16 protein-coding genes and 1 pseudogene are annotated in these 15558 nt (G+C 71.9%); 11 read left to right on the top strand and 6 right to left on the bottom strand.

Annotated elements, in window-relative coordinates:
• Positions 1–106: pseudogene (locus tag Y09_RS17310) on the top strand (Fe-Mn family superoxide dismutase); the annotation flags it as partial.
• 305 nt (positions 107–411) lie between these two features.
• On the opposite strand, the gene Y09_RS13440 reads toward Y09_RS17310, so the two are convergent.
• Entirely contained in the window at positions 412–1164 is a 753-nt protein-coding gene (locus tag Y09_RS13440) for an ABC transporter ATP-binding protein (protein ID WP_053918185.1), read from the bottom strand.
• A gap of 5 nt (positions 1165–1169) precedes the next feature.
• Positions 1170–2246: an ABC transporter permease gene (locus Y09_RS13445; RefSeq protein ID WP_053918186.1), complete on the bottom strand. Its 1077-nt coding sequence runs from the start codon at positions 2244–2246 to the stop codon at positions 1170–1172.
• Positions 2247–2390: 144 nt separating this feature from the next.
• Between Y09_RS13445 and Y09_RS13450 the strand changes: the two genes are divergently transcribed.
• The 3 genes from Y09_RS13450 to Y09_RS13460 all read left to right on the top strand — a co-directional run bounded on the left by Y09_RS13450 (position 2391) and on the right by Y09_RS13460 (position 6162).
• Entirely contained in the window at positions 2391–3773 is a 1383-nt protein-coding gene (locus tag Y09_RS13450) for a histidine kinase (RefSeq protein ID WP_053918187.1), read from the top strand.
• Complete coding sequence (locus Y09_RS13455) at positions 3770–4411, top strand: response regulator transcription factor (RefSeq protein ID WP_082358849.1); 642 nt, start codon at positions 3770–3772, stop codon at positions 4409–4411. Before Y09_RS13450 ends, Y09_RS13455 begins: the two co-directional genes overlap by 4 nt.
• A 191-nt stretch (positions 4412–4602) precedes the next feature.
• Positions 4603–6162 carry an APC family permease gene (locus tag Y09_RS13460; RefSeq protein WP_053918188.1) on the top strand — a complete coding sequence of 520 codons (1560 nt, stop codon included), beginning with the start codon at positions 4603–4605 and terminating at the stop codon, positions 6160–6162.
• On the opposite strand, the gene Y09_RS13465 is transcribed toward Y09_RS13460, so the two are convergent.
• Positions 6137–6685: a hypothetical protein gene (locus tag Y09_RS13465; RefSeq protein ID WP_053918189.1), complete on the bottom strand. Its 549-nt coding sequence runs from the start codon at positions 6683–6685 to the stop codon at positions 6137–6139. The two genes, Y09_RS13460 and Y09_RS13465, sit on opposite strands and share 26 nt — an antisense overlap.
• Before the next feature lie 270 nt (positions 6686–6955).
• On the opposite strand from Y09_RS13465, the gene Y09_RS13470 reads away from it, so the two are divergent.
• From Y09_RS13470 to Y09_RS13480, 3 genes are read left to right on the top strand one after another with little or no spacing between them, the layout of a single operon-like run.
• Entirely contained in the window at positions 6956–7450 is a 495-nt protein-coding gene (locus Y09_RS13470; protein WP_053918190.1) for a flavodoxin domain-containing protein, read from the top strand.
• 41 nt (positions 7451–7491) lie between these two features.
• Complete coding sequence (locus Y09_RS13475; RefSeq protein ID WP_053918191.1) at positions 7492–7770, top strand: type II toxin-antitoxin system prevent-host-death family antitoxin; 279 nt, start codon at positions 7492–7494, stop codon at positions 7768–7770.
• A gap of 3 nt (positions 7771–7773) precedes the next feature.
• Entirely contained in the window at positions 7774–8175 is a 402-nt protein-coding gene (locus tag Y09_RS13480) for a PIN domain-containing protein (protein ID WP_053918192.1), read from the top strand.
• Between the two features lie 25 nt (positions 8176–8200).
• Here the strand turns inward: Y09_RS13480 and pdxT are convergent, their stop codons facing one another.
• Complete coding sequence (gene pdxT / locus Y09_RS13485; RefSeq protein WP_234695743.1) at positions 8201–8746, bottom strand: pyridoxal 5'-phosphate synthase glutaminase subunit PdxT; 546 nt, start codon at positions 8744–8746, stop codon at positions 8201–8203.
• Between the two features lie 71 nt (positions 8747–8817).
• Positions 8818–9738 (bottom strand): pyridoxal 5'-phosphate synthase lyase subunit PdxS, encoded by a 921-nt coding sequence (pdxS, locus tag Y09_RS13490; RefSeq protein ID WP_053918193.1) that lies wholly within the window; start codon positions 9736–9738, stop codon positions 8818–8820.
• Between the two features lie 216 nt (positions 9739–9954).
• Between pdxS and Y09_RS13495 the strand changes: the two genes are divergently transcribed.
• Both Y09_RS13495 and Y09_RS13500 read left to right on the top strand, forming a co-directional pair.
• Positions 9955–11631: an ATP-binding protein gene (locus tag Y09_RS13495; protein WP_053918194.1), complete on the top strand. Its 1677-nt coding sequence runs from the start codon at positions 9955–9957 to the stop codon at positions 11629–11631.
• Between the two features lie 31 nt (positions 11632–11662).
• On the top strand, positions 11663–13222 hold the full coding sequence (locus tag Y09_RS13500) for an aminotransferase class I/II-fold pyridoxal phosphate-dependent enzyme (protein WP_053918195.1): 1560 nt from the start codon (positions 11663–11665) through the stop codon (positions 13220–13222).
• Between the two features lie 31 nt (positions 13223–13253).
• Here the strand turns inward: Y09_RS13500 and Y09_RS13505 are convergent, their stop codons facing one another.
• The gene (locus Y09_RS13505; protein ID WP_053918199.1) at positions 13254–13721 is read right to left on the bottom strand and encodes a MarR family winged helix-turn-helix transcriptional regulator; all 468 of its coding nucleotides are present in this window, start codon (positions 13719–13721) and stop codon (positions 13254–13256) included.
• Between the two features lie 252 nt (positions 13722–13973).
• Between Y09_RS13505 and Y09_RS17315 the strand changes: the two genes are divergently transcribed.
• Together Y09_RS17315 and Y09_RS13510 are read left to right on the top strand one after the other, a co-directional pair.
• Positions 13974–14417 carry a hypothetical protein gene (locus Y09_RS17315; protein ID WP_148639658.1) on the top strand — a complete coding sequence of 148 codons (444 nt, stop codon included), beginning with the start codon at positions 13974–13976 and terminating at the stop codon, positions 14415–14417.
• A gap of 576 nt (positions 14418–14993) precedes the next feature.
• Entirely contained in the window at positions 14994–15434 is a 441-nt protein-coding gene (locus Y09_RS13510) for a transketolase C-terminal domain-containing protein (protein ID WP_255351697.1), read from the top strand.
• Positions 15435–15558: the final 124 nt, after the last annotated feature.

Here is a 15558-nt window from a genome sequence, read left to right on the forward strand (position 1 = left end):
GGACTACGTCAAGGCGATCTGGAACATCGTGAACTGGGCTGACGTCCAGGCCCGCTTCGAGGCCGCGCGCTCGTCCGCGTCCGGTCTTGTCGTGCCGCAGGCCTGATCCCTCGGGCCTGAGCACAGCTGGCTCCGGCCCGTGTCCCCTGACGCAGGGGGCGCGGGCCGGCGTCATGCCGGGGATCCCCGCACAGCCGCGTCCTGCGTCGCGCGAACTCGCTCGCGCCGCTCCGGCAGTCCGCCGACACCCCGTCCGGACCAGGCCTCCTGCAACCCGTTCGCCGACCCTCCTGACGCCGGGAGCGCGCTGGAGTAGGGTCACCGGCACCTCGCCGACGCACGGCGGCCCGGACCCGTCGTGCGTCGGCGTCGGCATGTCGAGGGACAGCGGGGCCCGTGCGGCGCCGCGGCTCAGACGGCTGGGTCCTCCACCTGCCCGTCGCGCAGGGTGATCACGCGGTCCGCGTCCTCGGCGAACTCGCGGTCGTGGGTGACCATCACGGTCGCGACCTTCAGCTCGCGGGTGATCCCCACCAGCAGGTCCACGACCTCGCGGGAGCGCTCGTGGTCCAGGGCGCTGGTCGGCTCGTCCACCAGCAGCACCGCCGGATCGGTGAACAGGGCGCGGGCGATGTTGACGCGCTGGCGCTGACCGCCGGAGAGCTCGTGCGGTCGACGGTCCGCGTACTGGCCCATCCCGACGCGCTCGAGCATCGCCTCGGCGCGGTCTCGTTCGGCGCGGAGGCGTCGACCGCGCACGCCGGCGAGATGCTTCGTGACCAGCAGCTGGTCGCGCACGGTGAGGGCGGGCAGCAGGTTCGGCTGCTGGAAGACGACGCTGATCGGGTCACGGCGCATAGCGGTGCGGCGCTTCTCGTCCAGGGCGGTGAGGTCGGTGCCCTCGATCTCGACGGAGCCGGAGCCCGGGACGACCAGCCCTGCGGCGACGCTGAGCAGCATGGACTTGCCCGAGCCGGAGGGACCGAGGATCACCGCGAACTCGCCGCGGGCCACGTCGAGGCTCGCCTGGTGCAGCACGGTGTTCAGGCGCTCGCTGCCGTCGGGGTTCCTGCCGTCGGGATAGGTGACGGTGACGTCCCGCACGCAGAGCGCGGGGGCGGTCGTGGTGGTGTTGGGGGCGTTGGTGCCGGCGGTGATGGTCATGGGGTTCAGTTCCCTCCGAGGGCGAGCAGCGGATCGACACGGGTGACGCGCCGGGTGGCGAGGACGGAGCCGAGCAGGCCGATCACGAGCACTCCCGCGACGGGCAGCAGCACGGTCACCGCCGAGGACTCGAACGGGGCGACGGTCGCGAGCGCCGCACCGCCGGCCCCGCCGACGATCCCGCCGACCGCCGCACCGACGGCGAGCAGGATCGCGGCCTGGCCGACGGTGTCGCGCAGGACGTAGCGGGCGGTCGCGCCGAGGGCGCGCAGCACGGCGATGTCGCGGGTGCGCTGGATCGTCCAGACGGACAGGAAGGCGATCGTGACCAGCGCAGAGATGCCGTAGAGGAAGCCCTGGATGAGGGTCAGCGAGCCGTTCTCCGAGGAGTAGGACGGCAGCGCGGCGAGTGAGTCGGAGACGCTCACGGCGCGGGTGCCGGAGTCCCAGGCGGCCTGCTCGACGACGGCGTCGTCCGGTCCGGCGCCGTGGACCAGCAGGGCGGAGCCGGCGGTGTCCTCGGCCTGATGGGCGAGGTCCTTGAAGGTGGTGACGTCGACGTAGCCGACCGGGGAGTGGGAGTACCAGGAGGTCGGCGCGGTGCCGGCGACGGTGAGGGCCTGCCCGTTGACCTGCACGGTGTCCCCGGCCGTGACGCCGAGGTCGGCGGCGACGTCCTCGGGCAGCAGCGCCTCGCCCGGAGCGGGCGCCGACGGCAGCGCCTGCGCGGCCTCGCCGTCAGGGTCGATGCCGAACAGGGCCAGCGAGGTCACGGCGTCGCCGGCCTCGATGCGCATCTGCCCGACGGACAGCGGCTCGGCGGTGATCCCGTCGGCCGCCTCCCAGGTCGAGGCCTGGTCGGTCGAGACCTGCGAGTCGGACCAGGAGATCTCGTCCCCGAGGGTGGGGGTGAGCACGACCGCGTCGGCCGGGAGGTCCTGGATGGCGGAGATGTTCTGGTGGGCGAGGCCGCGGGTGAGGCCGGTCAGCAGCACCAGCAGCAGCGTGAGCAGGGCGATCACCCCGATCATGAGGGTGAATCGACCCTTGGCGTGGACGATGTCCTTGAGTGCGACGAACATGGCTCCATGCCATCGCGGATCCCGGCCTGCGACATCGCCTGTGCGGGATGGTCCCCGATCACCCGAAGGATGAGCGCCGAGTCGTCCTTTCGGACGATGCCGTGAGCGGGGGCGGGGGGCGGGCCTGGCCCTAGAGTGTCGAGGGTGAACGCAGAGCCGGTCCCGGAGCAGAAGTCGGGCCGTCCCCGGATCGGGGAGGACCCCGCGCCGACGGGCGACACCTCCACCGCCCTCGCCGCCACCCTGCGCGGCGCGATGCACATCGCGTTCCTGGTGCTGCCGGTGGTGGGCGCGGTCCGCGCGATCACGGCCGACGGAGTCCCCGCGCCGCTCGCGATCCTGTGCGCCGCCGTGCTCGCCGTGATCTATCTGCTCGGCTCGCAGCGGGCCCTGCGCCGCGGCGACGCCGGACGCGCCGACACCACCGACCTGCTGCTCCCGTCGGCGCCGTGGGTGCTCGCGCTGACCGCCGCCTGGATGGCGACCACCTTCGTCTCCCCGTCGTTCGTGTGGATCGCGTTCACGCTGTTCTTCCTGGTCCTGTTCGCGCTGGGACCCGTCGGCGGGCCCCTCGCGCTCGCGCTGGTGACCCTGTGGGCGATCGTCTCCCCGGTGCTCGGACGGGACGAGGCCCTGCTGGGGGTGGGCGAGATCCTCGGACCGCTCATCGGCGCCGTGTTCTCCCTGGTCGCGCACGCCGTCTACCGGCGCCTGCTGCGCGAGACGGATCGCAGCCGGGTGCTCGTCACGCAGCTCCGCGCCGCCCAGGCCGAGCTCGCCGACTCCGAGCGGAGGAAGGGCGTGGCCGAGGAGCGGCAGCGCCTGGCCAGCGATATCCACGACTCCCTCGCCCAGGGTCTGAACTCGATCGTCATGCTCTCCCGCTCCGCGGGCGCCGCCCACCCGTCGGCCGCCGAGGAGTTCTCCCGGATCGAGCGCACCGCCCGTGAGAACCTCGCCGACGCACGCGGCTTGGTCCGCGATCTCGCGGACCGCGCCCCTCGCACCACCCTCGAGCAGGCGCTGCGCGAGGTGATCGCCCGTGTCGAGGCCCTCGGCGGGCCGACCCGCTGGGAGCTGCGGGTCGACGGGACCCCGATCGAGCTCGCGCCCGAGCAGGTGGAGACCCTGCACCGCGCGGCGCAGTCGCTGGTCGCGAACGTGCAGCGGCATGCGGAGGCGCAGCGCTGCGTGCTCACGCTGGCCTGGTGGCCGGACCGGGTGAGCCTCGACGTGGTCGACGACGGGCGCGGCTTCGACCCGTCGGCCGTGGGCTGGGCGGCCGGCGGCGCTGCCACCGGCGACGCCGCGCGCACCGCCCCCGCCGCCCGCTCGGCGGACGCCCCCGCCGCCGGGCCGGCCGTCGGCGCCCCTGCGCCCGCTCGCGCCGAGGGCGGCGACGGGCTGCGCCTGCTGCGCGCCCGGATGGACCGGGCCGGGGGTACCGTGACGATCGACTCGACCCCGGGGGAAGGCACCTCCGTCGGCCTGACGCTTCCGCTGCGCGACCAGGAGGCCCGACCGTGAGCATCCGCCTGATGATGGTCGACGACCACCCCGTCGTCCGCGCCGGGCTGCGCGCCCTGCTCGAGGCCGATGCGGAGGTCGAGGTCGTCGCCGACGTCGGCTCGGGCGACGAGGCGCTGCAGGCGCTGGACCGGCTGGCGACCACCGGTGACAGCGCTCCCGACCTGGTGCTGATGGACCTGAACCTCGGCGACGGGATCGGTGGGATCGAGACCACGCGGAAGCTCCGTGCGCAGCACCCGGGCGTGCAGGTCCTCGCCGTGACCACCTTCGACGCGGAGGCCGACGTGGTCGGCGCGCTCGAGGCCGGCGCGACCGGCTACGTGCTCAAGGACGCGCCCACCGAGGCGCTGCTGGACGCCGTGCGCGAGGCCGCCGCCGGCCGCTCCGTGCTCGCCCCCGAGGTGCAGCAGCTGCTGGTGCGGCGCATGGCCGAGCCGCGCACCGCCCTGTCACCGCGCGAGACCGAGATCCTCGAGGTGCTCGCGACCGGTGCGACGAATCGCGAGGCGGCCAAGCGGCTGTTCATCTCCGAGTCGACCGTGAAGACCCACCTCGTCCACCTCTACGAGAAGCTCGGGGTCGAGAGCCGCACCGCGGCGCTGCGGGTCGCGCGGGAGCGTCGGCTGATCCGCTGAGAGGGCGGACGGGCGCAGGTCACGCCGAGAGCAGGGCGTCGGAAGCAGGGCATGCCGGCGGCTCCTGACCGTGGGAGGTGGCGTCTGCGCAGGTCGCAGGCGTGGACGCCCGGCTCGGCTCCGGGTGCTGCGCCCTATCCTGAGCAGCTGCGCCCGTCCCGGGGCGCCCGTGGACGGAGAGAGGTGGCCCTGTGCGCACCGAGATGACGCGATCGCTGGGAGTGGCCGGCATCGTGCTGATGGTGGTCGCCGCCGCGGCCCCGATCACCGTGGTGGTCGCGAACTTCCCGCTGATCCTGCTGGAGTCCGGGAGCATCGGCGCGCCGCTGATGGTCCTCGCGGCCACGCTGATCCTGCTGCTCTTCGCCGTCGGCTTCACCTGGATGACCCCGCACGTCCCCGACGCCGGCGCCTTCTACGCCTACGTCCACCAGGGCCTCGGGCGGCGGGCGGGCCTCGGCACCGCGGCGGTCGCCCTGCTCAGCTACGTGCTGCTGACCGTGTCGATGACCTGCTATCTCGGCGTGCAGGCCGGGAACCTGCTCGCCCTGTGGACCGGGATCGAGCTGCCGTGGTGGCTGATCTCCGCGCTGATGATCGCCGTCGTGGGCGTGCTCGCGCATCGCCGCATCGACCTCTCCGCCGCCGTGCTCGGGGTGGTGCTGGTGCTCGAGATCCTCGCGGTGCTCGCGATCGACCTCGGCGTGCTGGCCTCCGGCCGCGAGCTCACCCCGGTCCCGTTCAGCCCCGCCGAGGCGCTCTCGGGCGCGCCGGGGCTCGGGCTCCTCTTCGCGTTCCTCGGCTTCTTCGGCTTCGAGGCGACCGCCGTGTTCCGCCACGAGGCCCGCGACCCGCTGCGCACCATCCCGCGCGCCACCTACGTCGCGGTGCTGCTGATCGGCGTGCTCTGCACCGTCTCCTCGTGGCTGGTGATCTCCGGGCTCGGCGCCGAGGACGCCCTCGACGCCGCGGCGGCGAGCCCCGACTCGGTCGTGGTCGCGCTCGCCGGGGACGTGGTCGCGCCGATCATGCGCGACGTGACCCAGGTCCTGGTCGTGACCAGCATGTTCGCGTGCATGCTGGGGTTCCACAACATCGTCTCCCGCTACCTGTTCACCCTCGGTCGGCGCGGGGTGCTGCCCTCTGCGCTCGGGCAGGTGCACCAGGTTCATCGCGCCCCCTCCCGCGCCTCGCTGTCCGTCACCGGCATCACGGCCGTGATCGTGCTGGTCTCGGCGCTCGCGCAGCTGGACCCCGTGGTCGAGATCTACACCTGGTACTCCGGCCTTGGCGCGATCGGGGTGATCGCGATGATGGCGCTGACGGCGCTCGCGGTGCTCCGCTTCGGCGGCCGACGGGGTTCCGGCGATCGCTCGGCTCCCGGCGATCACTCGGCTCCCGGCGTGCGATGGGCTCCCGGCGCGGCCCGGGCCTCGGGCGGCCGACGGGCAGGCGCGGTCACCCTCGCCGCGACCGGGCTCGGCGGGCTGGGCCTGTTCGTCGTGCTCGGCATCTCGCTGGCGAACTTCCCGCTGATGGTGGGCGGGACCGTCGCGGCGATCGTGTGCGCCGCGCTCCTCGTCGGCGCCTTCCTGCTGGGCGCCGTCGCCGGGCCGACGCGCAGCGCCGGCGTCCCCGAGGACGGGGACGCCGGTGCAGGGGAGTCGGACGACGGGGGACCGGTCGACGAGGCGCCGGTGGGCGGCCCGGACGAGGATCCGGAGTTCACCAGCGATGGGCGACGTCGATGACCAGGCGTGAGCCGTCGCCGGGGCCGTCGAGCACGAAGGCCCGCATCGGGAGCCGGGCGCGGACGCCGAGCCCGATGAGGGTCTGCCCCTCGAAGCTGCCGGTGAAGGCGACCTGGCGGAAGGTGCGATAGCCGGTCACGTCCACTGCGCGCGACGGGGTGCGCGGCGAGTAGGTCGCCTCGCCGCGGTCGTCGTAGGCCGCGGCCTCGACCAGCACCTGCAGGTCCGCGGCGCCCGAGAGCGGGACGACCTGCCCGGAGCCGAGCTGCTCCACACGGCTCACGTAGGAGACCGAGTATCCGGTGACGGTGCCGTCCAGATCCACCACGAGCCGGTCGAAGCAGTCGTGGTGGCCGGAGCGGAGGTTCTCGACCTGGGCCGAGGTGGTGGCGGTGACCGACTCGGGGAGCGACCCCCAGCGGATCCCGCAGTACGGCGCGGCCGACGCGGTGGCCGGGGCGATGGCGCCCAGCCCCACCAGCAGCGCGCCCGAGGCGAGGGCGGACAGGATTCTCTTCTTCACGGCTGCCTCCTCCAGGAGACGGCGAAGGCCACGGCGGCCAGGGCCGTATGACGGGATTGTCCGCCCCCGTGCGGCGGCGATCCAGTGACCGGCAGGTCATGACCACCGAATCGTGATCTGGAGATGACCTGCTTGAGCGGAGCCGTCCGCGGCCATCGCGTCGGCCGGTGGGGAGATCGACACCTGATGCCCGATGCACGGCACGAGCGGCTGCAGGCGGCGGACCTCGGTCCCGCATGTCGCGGCCGAGGGGCTGGCACGATGCCTCGTATGACAGCGCTCGTCGCCTATGCGACCCACTCCGGAGCCACCCGCACCCTCGCCGAGACCCTCGCCGACGCCCTGCGCGAGGCAGGACTCGACTGCGAGCTCGTCGACCTCGAGGAGGCGCCGGATCCGGCCGGCTACGACGCCGTCGTGCTCGGCTCGGGCGTGCGCGTCGAGTCCATCGAGAAGAGCGCCGCGGCCTGGGCGAAGCAGCACGCCGGCGCCCTCGCGACCAGGCCCTTCGCCTTCTTCTCCTGCTCCGGCTCCGCCTCCGACCCCGCCAAGGGCGGGAAGCAGAAGGCGACCGACGCGTTCCTCGCGACCCTCGACCACACCCCCGTCGCGACGAAGAACTTCCCCGGCTGGGTGCTCATGGACCGCATCCCGCTGCACGAGCGCGTGCTGCTGAAGTCCATGCGCACCCCCACCGGGGACTTCCGCGACCTGCCCGCCGTCGCGGCGTGGGGGAGGGAGATAGCGCCGCGGCTGCAGGGCTGACCTGCAGTGACGACGTCCTACGCCGGTAGTACAATAGGGTCATGACGACGATCAGCAAGCGCGAGCTCAACCAGCAGACCGCCGCGGTGCTCGCTCGTGTCACCGACACGGAGGACGTGGTCGTGACGGAGCGGGGCGTGCCGCGGTGGCGAGTCACCAGCGCCCGAGAACCCGAAGACGTGCTGGCGAGGCTCGAGCGGCAGGGGAGATTCACCCCTGCGCGGTCGACGCCGTCCCCGTGGCCGTCGCGGGTCGGCGGGCCCGTCTACACCACGAGTGAGGCGGATGCGTTCCTCGCCGAGATGCGCGGCGATCACTGAGTCATGAGCAGTGACCTCGTCTATCTCGACTCCTCTGTCGCCCTCCGCACGATCCTCGATGTTCCGGAGCGCACGCACGTCCAGTCCTGGATGGACCGGGCCGGGACTCTCGTCTCCTCCCGCCTGCTCCGCACCGAGGTGGTGCGCGTCCTCCGCCGTGAGGGACGGTCCCTCGTCGACGGGACGCCACTCCTGGATCGGGTGGGACTGCTCGAGATCGGGCGCGACACGCATGCCGTGGCCGAGTCCATCGAGCGCCACGTGAAGACTCTCGATGCGCTGCACCTCGCCACTGCGCTGCTCCTGGGCGAGCCGGTCGTCGTCGCCACCCATGACAGGACGATGAAAGACGTCGCGGCGCATCTCGGGCTGGAGGTCCTGGACCCTGTCGATCGCGTCGGATGAGGCCGAATCGACCGTTCCGTCTTACTCATCCTTCCCGCACGACCCGCAGGAACAGCTCGTGGAAGCGTGTCTCGCCGGTGGACTCGGGGTGGAACGCGAGCCCCATGACCCGGCCCTGCCGCGCCGCGACCGCGCGGCCGTCCGGCAGCGCGGCGAGGAGCTCCGCGGCCGGGCCGATCTCCTCGATCAGCGGGGCGCGGATGAACGCGGCCCGCACCGGCGGCCCATCGGCCCGCGGCCCCTCGAGCGCGGGGACCACGAGATCCGTCTCGAAGGACTCCGTCTGCCGGCCGAAGGCGTTGCGGCGCACGGTCACGTCCAGCCCGCCGAAGGCCTCCTGACCGGGGCCGCCGTCCCGCAGCCGAGCGGCCAGCAGGATCAGCCCCGCGCAGGTGCCGAGCACCGGCAGGCCGTCCGCGATCGCCTCCCGCAGCGGGTCCCGCAGGCCGGTGAGCCCGGCGAGGCGATCGATGACCGTCGACTCCCCGCCGGGGATCACCAGGCCGTCGACCACTGCGAGCTCGGCGGGTCGCCGCACCGCGGTGACGTGCGCACCGAGCTGCTCGAGCATACGAGCGTGCTCGCGCACGTCGCCCTGCAGGGCGAGCACCCCGATGCGCGGGCCGGAGGTCGCGCCCCCGCTCACCAGCCGCGCTCGGCGAGGCGGTGCGGGGCGGGGAGGTCGGCGACGTTGATGCCGACCATCGCCTCGCCGAGGCCGCGCGAGACCTCCGCGATCACGGAGGGGTCGTCGTAGGAGGCGGTGGCACGCACGACGGCGGCGGCGCGCTTCGCGGGCTCGCCGGACTTGAAGATCCCGGAGCCGACGAACACCCCGTCGGCCCCGAGCTGCATCATCATCGCGGCGTCCGCCGGGGTCGCGACCCCGCCCGCGGTGAACATCGGCACGGGCAGCGCGCCTGCCTCCGCGACCTCCCTGACCAGGGCGTACGGGGCCTGGAGGTCCTTCGCGGCGAGATAGAGCTCGTCCTCCGAGCGGGCGGCCAGCGCCCGGATCTCGGCGCTGATGGTGCGGATGTGCTTCGTCGCCTCGGAGACGTCGCCGGTGCCGGCCTCGCCCTTGGAGCGGATCATCGCCGCGCCCTCGGTGATGCGGCGCAGCGCCTCGCCGAGGTTCGTCGCCCCGCAGACGAAGGGCACGGTGAACCGGTGCTTGTCGATGTGGTGGACGTAGTCGGCGGGAGAGAGCACCTCGGACTCGTCGATGAAGTCGACGCCCAGCTCCTGCAGCACCTGCGCCTCGACGAAATGGCCGATCCGCGCCTTGGCCATCACCGGGATCGAGACCGCCTCGATGATCCCGTCGATCATGTCGGGGTCGGACATGCGGGAGACGCCGCCCTGGGCGCGGATGTCGGCGGGGACCCGCTCGAGCGCCATGACGGCGACGGCGCCGGCGTCCTCGGCGATCCGCGCCTGCTCGGGGGTGACGACGTCCATGATCACGCCGCCCTTGAGCATCTCGGCGAGGCCGCGCTTGACGGTGCCGGTGCCGGTGGAGGGGGCGGTGCCGTTCGACGGGGTGGGGGCAGGGGCGCTCATGGGAGCTCCTTCGCAGCTCGCGCGGCGCGGGCCGACGGCTCCTGACGCCGCGACCCTCCCTGCACCACTTTGATCTAGGCCAAAACGTAGCACGGGTGGGAAGCGGCGCGGCGCCCGGGGGGGGGCGAGGCGCGGGAGCAGGCATTGACTTCATAACTTATGGAAGCCAGATGGACCCTATCCAGGAGGTTCATAAGTATGAAAGTCTATGGAGTCATGGACGCGCGCACGATCGAGCAGCTCATCGCCGACGGGGAGAGCCTGACTGTTGAGTTCAAGCGGCGACTCGAGGGAGACGCGCTGACCGCAGCGGTCGCCTGCATGGCCAACGGTCAAGGGGGTTCGATCCTCGTCGGAGTTGACGACGATCGATCACTCGTCGGCGCAGCCGGACCGGGCGGTGGGCCTCCCGATGCGGCGAGGATGGCGGCCTTCATCCAGAACACCACGGAGCCCGCGCACGGAGTCTCGATCTCCATCATGGTGCTCGAGGGGAAGCAGATCGTTCGCATCGATGTCCCGAAGGCCGATCCCGGTCCGGTCGGAACCCGCTCCGGGAGGTTCACGCGCCGGACCCTCAATGCACGAGGGGAGCCTGGATGCGTCCCGATGACAGCACACGAGATCGTCAGCTTGGGCACGCTGACCCGAGGTCAGGACTTCGCCGCCTCTCGCGCAATGGATGCAGACATCGAGGATCTCGACCCACTGGAGTTCGACCGATTCCGGCGGATGTGCAGGGAGACCGGTGATCCCTACGGTGAGCTCTCGGATGTGGACATCATCAAGGCGCTCGGACTGCTCCCGCAGTCGGGCGGCATTTCCCTGGGAGCCGTGCTGCTCTTCGGCAGAGAAGAGTCTCTTCGCCGCTGGGTACCTGGGGCCGAGGTGCTGGTCCACGATATCCGAGCAGGATCGGCAGTCCAGGAGAGGATCGTCGCGGGACTCCTGAAGACTGCCGAACGAGTTCATGAGTTCCTCGACGCGCGAACCGATTCGGCGGAGCTCTACGTGGGAATGCACCGTATCGACCTTCCGCTCATCGCGTCTTCCACCAGGCGAGAGGCAGTCGCGAATGCGTTGCTCCATCGCGACTATTCGGTGCTGGGGCCGGTGCGGATCCAGCTCTCGGATGACGAGTTCCTGGTCACGAGCGCTGGTGGCTTCCCTCAAGGGGTCACGATCGAGAACATCCTTGATGAGTCCCGTGCTCGAAGCCCGATCCTGGCCGAGGCATTCCGACGGGCGGGGCTCGTGGAGCGGCGCGGCAAAGGAGTCAACGAGATGTTCGAGAGCCAGCTCAGAGCCGGCCGCGATGTCCCGAGCTACCGGAGGTCCACCTCGGAGAGCGTGACGGTCGCCGTCCCCCTCGGATCCTCCGACATCGACCTCGTGAGGTTCCTCGTCGCGTTCGAGAACGACAGGCAGACGGCGCTGACGATGGGGGAGCTCCGAGTGATCCACTCGATCAGGGCCGTGGGCTCCGCCTCACCACGGGAGCTCGCGGAGGAACTCGCGCTCGACCCGGCCGCGGTGAGGACCACGGCAGGACGGCTCGTCGAGAAGGGCGTTCTCGAGGCGCGAGGTCAAGGCAGAAGCCGCCAGTTCCACCTGACAGCTCGCTTCTACGACCTGGCTCAGGACCGAGGAGCATACGTGCGGGTGAAGGGCGCCGACCCGCTGCAGCAGGAACGCATGATCCTCGATTACGTGCAAGCGTTCGGAAGGATCACGCGGTCCCAGGCGGCGGAGCTATGTCAGGTCACCCCTCTGCAAGCCAGGACGACGCTGAAGCGCCTGGTCGATCAGGGCAGGCTGCAGCTCGAAGGTGAGCGGCGGGCTGCTCATTACGTCTTGCCCACGTCAGATGCTTCTCCGGGATCGGCCGACTGAGCGACTGCGAGTCGACCCTACACTCGAGCACGTGAAGACCACTTCGGCCGCGCAGACCGCCGACGCCGCTGCGCGGGGTGCGGACGACCGGATCGCCGGCACCACCGCCGCGGAGATCGCCGGCAGCGTGCGCGGCCTGGTCGACCGCGGCGAGCTGGTCCCCGGCGACCTGCTGCCGCCGGTGCGAACCCTCGCCGAGCGGCTCGGGGTCAACCGCAACACCGCCGTCGCCGCGTACCGGAAGCTCGCCCGCGACGGCGCCGTCGTCGCGCAGGGCCGTGCCGGGACCCGCATCGCCGGACCGCAGGCCGTAGCGCAGGAGGGTTACGCCGCCCAGGAGGCGCTCACAGGGAAAACCGAACCCGCCGGTCGCGCAGGCGCCGCAGGTCCGGGTGGTTCTGGCGGTCTCGGAGACCCTGGCGGTTCCGGTGAGTCCGCCGCTCCTGCGAGAGCCGGCCGGGGCGCCGCGGACGTTTCCGCGGGAACGCTCCGCGACCTCGGCACCGGCAACCCCGACCCCGCCCTCATCCCGGACCTCGCCCCGGCGCTCGCCGGCGCCGTCGGCCGCCCCGTGCTCTACGGCGAACCGGTGATCGACCCCGGCTTCGAGGCCTGGGCACGGGAATGGGTCGCGCCCGACGTGCCCACCGGCGCCGACACGGATCTGACGCTGACCAGCGGCGCCGTCGACGCGATCGAGCGGCTGCTGGCGCAGTCCCTCGTCCGCGACGACGCCGTGGCGCTGGAGGACCCGTGCTTCCTGGCCAGCATCCAGACGGTCCGCCACGCCGGCTACCGGACCCTGCCCGTCCCAGTCGACGCCGAGGGCATGACCCCGGACGGGCTCCGCGCCGCGCTCGAGGCCGGGGCCCGCGCCGTCGTGCTCACGCCCCGGGCCCAGAACCCCACCGGCGCCTCGCTCAGCGCCCGCCGCGCGGAGGAGCTGCGGGCCGTGCTCGCCGAGCACCCCTACGTTCTCGTCGTGCTCGACGACTACTACTCGTTCCTCTCCCGTCGGCCCTTCCGCTCGCCGCTGCCGCGCGGGCACCGCCGCTGGGCGCTGGTGCGCTCGGTCTCGAAGTTCCTCGGCCCCGACCTGTGCCTCGCGGTCGCCGCGACCGACCCGGAGACCGCGAGCCGGCTCGCGCTGCGGCTCAGCCCCGGCACCACCTGGGTCAGCCACCTCCTGCAGCGACTCGCCCACGGGGTCCTCGCCGACGACGCGTCCCGCGCCCTCGTCGAGCGCGCGGGAGAGCACTACGCCGCGCGGAACGCGCAGGTCGCGGCACTGCTCACGGCGCACGGGCTCCCCGCCGAGGCGGCCGACGGGATGAGCCTGTGGGTCCCCGTTCCGCGCCCCGCCCGGGAGGTCGCGGCGGAGCTCGCCCGGCGAGGATGGCGGGTGCGGACCGGGGACGAGTTCCGCCTGGCCCCGGGCTCCGCGGGCGCCGATCCCTCTGGGCACCTCCGCCTGACCGTCCACGACCTCACTGGCGCCGAAGCGCAGCGGTTCGCGACGGATCTGGCCCACGTGGCCGGGGCGGGGCTTGCCGCGGCCGACGTGCTGCGCGAGGGGGCCGGCAGAGCGTAGGCCGAGCGGCCGAGCGCCCGACAGGACGTGCTCAGCGCGTCCGCTCGATCGTGCCGACGATCGTCTCGCTGATCTCGCGCAGCGCGCGGAGCTGCGCGGCGCCCAACGGGTCGATCGCGAGGTCGAGCACCTCTGCGGCATGGCCCGGCGCGGTGGCCACGACCTTCTCGAGGCCGGCGTCGGTGAGCACGGCGAGGGTGGTGCGTCCGTCGGCCGGGTCGGGCAGGCGCTCCACCCAGCCCTTCGTCTCCAGGCGGGTGACCACCTGCGAGAGGCGCTGGAGGCTCGAGTCCGCGCGCGCCGCGAGCTCGCGCAGGCGCAGGCGGCGCTCCGGCTGCTCGGAGAGCTGCGAGAGCACCTGGTAGTCGAAGTGGGTGATCCCCGCGTCGCGACGCAGCTGTGCGTCGAGCGCCGCGGGCAGCCGCACGAGGAGGCTCGTGAGAGCCCGCCAGGTGGCCTGCTCCTCGGGCGTCAGCCAGCGCGGGTCCTCGATGGTCACCCGGGAGATCTTACCCGTGGCGGCGGTGGCGGCCCCGGCCGGCCCGTCCCCGCCCGCCCGGACGAGGATCGAGTGGCGCATCTCGACCGCTTCGGGCTGGGCCGGTTCAATGGGTGAGTGCGACTCCCGAGGAGGGGCATCGCCTGCATCCCTCCGACCGGATCAGACGCTCTCTTCAGGAGGAAGATCGAACCACCCGATCTGTCCAGGTCCGGGACGGCGTCCGCCCAGTGCCTGCCACACGGTGCCTACGTGCTCAACGACTGCCTCGACTGGTTCCGGCGCGGGGTGGAAGCCGGTATCGTCGATCGATCCGGCCACAAGGTCCCCGCGAACCAGAAGTCGTGCCAGGACATCGATCCCGCGTCGCTCGATCTCTCGATCATCACTCACTCCGGAGCGGAGCAGTGCCGAGACGACGTCGCCGGGACTCACCCAGTCGTCGGCAGCAGCATTGAGCACGGCCTGTTCGACCTCGTCTGGCGAAGAAGCCGCCCACTCATCCAGGGCTTGGGGCGTTGCAAACCTAGGTCCGGTCGCCGGGCGGCGGCCTATGTGGCCGTCTGCGCGTGCGGCGATCGCGGCACCGAGGGGGAACTCGAGAGCCCATGGTGCCCGGGTCGTGATGAGCATCGTGTTGCCGCTGTCGGGACGCGCGAGAGCGAGTGTCAATACACCGTCAGGGGCAAGCGTTGATGCTGTGATCACAGAGCCAAGCAGTCGACTGTCGTCCGTGAGCAGTGCGCCTCCGGAAGTAGGCGACTTTCCGTGCAGAACGGCTCCACGACTAGTGACCAGTCGAGTCTGTCCGGCATCGATGTCCAGCGCTTCGACCCATTGCCCGCGCAAGGTCTCGAATGCATCGCTGAGAGCATCCCCATGCAAGCTCATCGGATGTGCACCTTCTCAGTCGTTCCATCAGGGTGGCGTACGTCGATCGTGCGACCTCCAGAGCGTGAACTCTCACGTAGTCCGATCTCGGTCCCATCCGGTTGCCTGACCCATTCTCTGGCGAGGTGACGCCGGGAACTGAGCGTTGTTCACCGCCTCTGCGAAAAGGATCCCGCCCCCGGCTGCCGTGACGGCAGCGCCTGCAGCTATGAGTTCAGCCGATCCGACCATGACGACGCCGCCGGCTGCGGTTCCCCCTCCGAAGGTGACCAGCCCAGTCGGAAGCAACGCGATTCCGACACCCTCTCCCGCAGCTCCAAGTGCCATCATGCCGAGTCCGAGGAGCATTGTTCCGGTTGCTGCAGGATTGTCGATCATCGCCTGGCCGAAGGATGCCAGACCGTTCACAACCGGTACACCGATGTTGTCCCAGGTCTATCCTGCGGCTTCCTCGGCGGTGCCGAGAACCCAGTCCAGAGGGTCGAACTCGTCGAGCGGGCGCTCGAGGCGGCCACCTCGCTCGAGGCCGACGGGGTGGGCGTCGCCGTGCTGCACAGCCCCACCCTCAAGTCCTTCGACGAGGAGGCGCTGCTGGCCCAGCTCGGCAAGGGCCGCCTGGTGCTCGCCGCCGAGAACCACTCGGTGGTCGGCGGGCTGTTCGACATCGTCGCCCGCACCGTCGCCGCGCACGGGCTGGGGGAGAAGATCCACCCCATCGCCCTGCCCGATGCATTCCTCGACGCCGGCGCGCTGCCGACCCTCGCGGACCGGTACGGGGTCAGCACCGAGTCGATCGTGCAGAAGGTGCGCGGGCTGCTCTGAGGCCTGGGCTGCTCTGAGGTCAGGGCTCCTCCGAGGGGCCGGCCGCCAGGACCCACATCGAGTGGCAGGTTTCGACCGCTTCGAGTGAGGCCGCCTCAACGGGTGAGTGCGACTCCTGAGGAGG

The sequence above is a fragment of the Brachybacterium sp. SW0106-09 genome, from assembly GCF_001293905.1.
GTDB lineage: Bacteria > Actinomycetota > Actinomycetes > Actinomycetales > Dermabacteraceae > Brachybacterium > Brachybacterium conglomeratum.

Excerpts from the sequence above, each read along its gene's own strand:
- Y09_RS13495 (WP_053918194.1), top strand. The coding sequence starts at position 9,955 with ATGGACGCGCGCACGATCGAGCAGCTCATCGCCGACGGGGAGAGCCTG.
- Y09_RS13480 (WP_053918192.1), top strand. The coding sequence starts at position 7,774 with ATGAGCAGTGACCTCGTCTATCTCGACTCCTCTGTCGCCCTCCGCACG.
- pdxS (WP_053918193.1), bottom strand. The coding sequence starts at position 9,738 with ATGAGCGCCCCTGCCCCCACCCCGTCGAACGGCACCGCCCCCTCCACC.
- Y09_RS13470 (WP_053918190.1), top strand. The coding sequence starts at position 6,956 with ATGACAGCGCTCGTCGCCTATGCGACCCACTCCGGAGCCACCCGCACC.
- Y09_RS13445 (WP_053918186.1), bottom strand. The coding sequence starts at position 2,246 with ATGTTCGTCGCACTCAAGGACATCGTCCACGCCAAGGGTCGATTCACC.
- pdxT (WP_234695743.1), bottom strand. The coding sequence starts at position 8,746 with ATGCTCGAGCAGCTCGGTGCGCACGTCACCGCGGTGCGGCGACCCGCC.
- Y09_RS13475 (WP_053918191.1), top strand. The coding sequence starts at position 7,492 with ATGACGACGATCAGCAAGCGCGAGCTCAACCAGCAGACCGCCGCGGTG.
- Y09_RS13440 (WP_053918185.1), bottom strand. The coding sequence starts at position 1,164 with ATGACCATCACCGCCGGCACCAACGCCCCCAACACCACCACGACCGCC.